At 61.1% G+C, this 2,084-nt stretch carries 2 protein-coding genes and 1 pseudogene; 2 read left to right on the forward strand and 1 reads right to left on the reverse strand.

Annotated features, from left to right (window positions below):
- Positions 1-22: 22 nt before the first annotated feature.
- Positions 23-1,102 carry a TerC family protein gene (locus ACP7AU_RS17610; protein ID WP_426052265.1) on the reverse strand — a complete coding sequence of 360 codons (1,080 nt, stop codon included), beginning with the start codon at positions 1,100-1,102 and terminating at the stop codon, positions 23-25.
- Between the two features lie 496 nt (positions 1,103-1,598).
- Here ACP7AU_RS17610 and ACP7AU_RS17615 point away from each other — a divergent pair, with 496 nt between their 5' ends.
- A complete protein-coding gene (locus ACP7AU_RS17615; RefSeq protein WP_426038352.1) occupies positions 1,599-1,784 on the forward strand; it encodes a DUF465 domain-containing protein in 186 nt (61 codons plus the stop codon).
- Between the two features lie 98 nt (positions 1,785-1,882).
- Positions 1,883-2,084, forward strand: a pseudogene (locus ACP7AU_RS17620) (hypothetical protein); the annotation flags it as partial.

Genomic DNA, 2,084 nt, shown 5'->3' on the forward strand with positions numbered 1-2,084 from the left:
ATCACGCCGCTGATCGGGAAGCTCAGTGGGTCGGGCGTTCCGGCCCGTCCCGGGCGTCGCGGGTTCTGATCCAGGAATAGAGCATCGAGCCGCCGATCAGGGCGAGGGTCGCGATCAGGGACCACTGCGGCTCGAGGTAGGGCACCAGAGCCTCGCCGGTCATGTCCTTCCACGCCTTGTAGAGGCCGAAGTTCCAGATGATCTTGACCCCGATCAGAACGAGCACCAGCGACAGTCCGTACTTCAGATACTTGAAGCGGGCGACGGCCTCCGCGAGCATGAAATACATCGATCGCAGGCCCAGGATCGCGAAGATGTTGGAGGTGTAGACGACGAAGGGGTCCTTTGTGACGGCGAAGATCGCCGGCACGGAATCGACCGCGAAGATGACGTCCACGACCTCGACCATGACCAGGGCCAGGAACAGCGGGGTCGCGAACAGCACGAGCCGACCCGAGCCCTTGGGATCGGGCCGCTTCACCAAGAAGTTGTGGTTCTCGATCGTGTCGGTGACGTGCATCCGCTTCTTGAGGAACTTCAGAACCGGATTCTGGTGCAGATCCATCTCGTGATCGCCGCCGAAGATCATCTTCCAGCCGGTGAAGATCAGGAAGGCGGCGAAGATGAACAGAACCCAGGTGAACTCGTTTACGATCGCTGCGCCCAGTGAGATAAAGATCGCCCGAAAGACGATCGCACCCATGATGCCCCAGAACAGAACACGGTGCTGGTACTGGCGCGGGACCGCAAAGAAGGTGAAGATCATCCCGATGACGAAGATGTTGTCGAACGCGAGAGCAGTCTCGAGCAGATAGCCCGTGAAATACTGCAGAACGGCTTGCTGATTGAGATTGTCAGGGCTCATGTAGTAGCGCGCATCGGGCTCATACACGAAATAGACATAGGCCCCGAACGCGATGGCGATGGAGGCGAAGGACGCCCACATCGCGGCCGACTTCCTGGCCGATACGACGCCATCCTTGTTGTTCACGACCCCGAGGTCGATCCACAGCAGGAAGCCGATGAAGGCCAGGAAGGCGATCCAAAGCCAGATCGGCTGACCCACATAGGTCGCAGCCAGAAACGGAAGGGATTCAAACATCCCGCACCCCTGAATAATGAAAATGGCGCTGCGTTACGCCGTCCATGCGGGGATCCGACATCGCAGCCGACGCCTCGGCTGCCAGAGGGGCCCGGACCCGTGGAGGGGCGGTAATGAAGGCAGAGTCGCACCGCGTCAACAGATGGCGCAGCATTTGACGAGAGCGGGTAAGGTTTTGGTATCTCTGATCCAGTGATTGCGGCCGTCATGGCGAGCGATTCTCTGTTGGCCCCGCGACGCAGTCTGTTAAGGTCGACCTGGCGAACCTTTCAGGCCTCTCATAATACTTGGTCATCAGCGGCATAAGCACTTCTTATTGGCGCGGCTGGCGTCAGAAGTGCAGCGTGTGTGTGCGGCCCGGGCCCCTCTGACGATCGATGTCGATCGTGATGTCGGATCGCATCGGGTGCGCTCGATGACGGGGTCCGGCTGTTAATCCCCCATCGAACCGACGGCTTCGGCGTCGAGCGCTCCCCTTCAGAGAAGGAGAGGCTCCATGTCTATCGTGTTGGCGCACCGGCTACGGGGATTTCATTCCCTGCTGGAGATGGCGCTGAGGGACGAACGGGCGCGACCGCGACCCGACGATCGTACCGTCACGAGCATCAAGAAGAAGAAGCTGGTCATCAAGGACCGGCTCGCCGTCTTCGACGGCCGCCAGATGCCGTCCGCGTCGCACTAGCGACCAGAAGGGTCGGCGGCTTTCCCCGGTCGCCGACCCCGATCGCTTCCCAACATCATTTTGCGTCGCCGTCCGCCGGCGACAGACGCGAGGTCCCGATGCCACGATCAAACAGATTACTGAGACGACGCGCCCCGATCGACCGGGACGACGTCTGGACCCCCGGCGACGTCATCCAGATGGACGCCGTCGTCGCAGGCTGCGCCATGGTGGCCCAGGCCGACGGTTGGGTCACGCTCAACGAACGGACGCGTATGATCGATCGAATGCGCAACTCCCCCGCCATCGCCTTCTTCGGCG

The organism is Brevundimonas sp. SL161 (assembly GCF_049896985.1).
GTDB lineage: Bacteria > Pseudomonadota > Alphaproteobacteria > Caulobacterales > Caulobacteraceae > Brevundimonas.

Bases quoted from the DNA above. Each gene is read 5' to 3' on its own strand.
- ACP7AU_RS17615 (WP_426038352.1), top strand. From the start codon at position 1,599: ATGTCTATCGTGTTGGCGCACCGGCTACGGGGATTTCATTCCCTGCTG.
- ACP7AU_RS17610 (WP_426052265.1), bottom strand. From the start codon at position 1,102: ATGTTTGAATCCCTTCCGTTTCTGGCTGCGACCTATGTGGGTCAGCCG.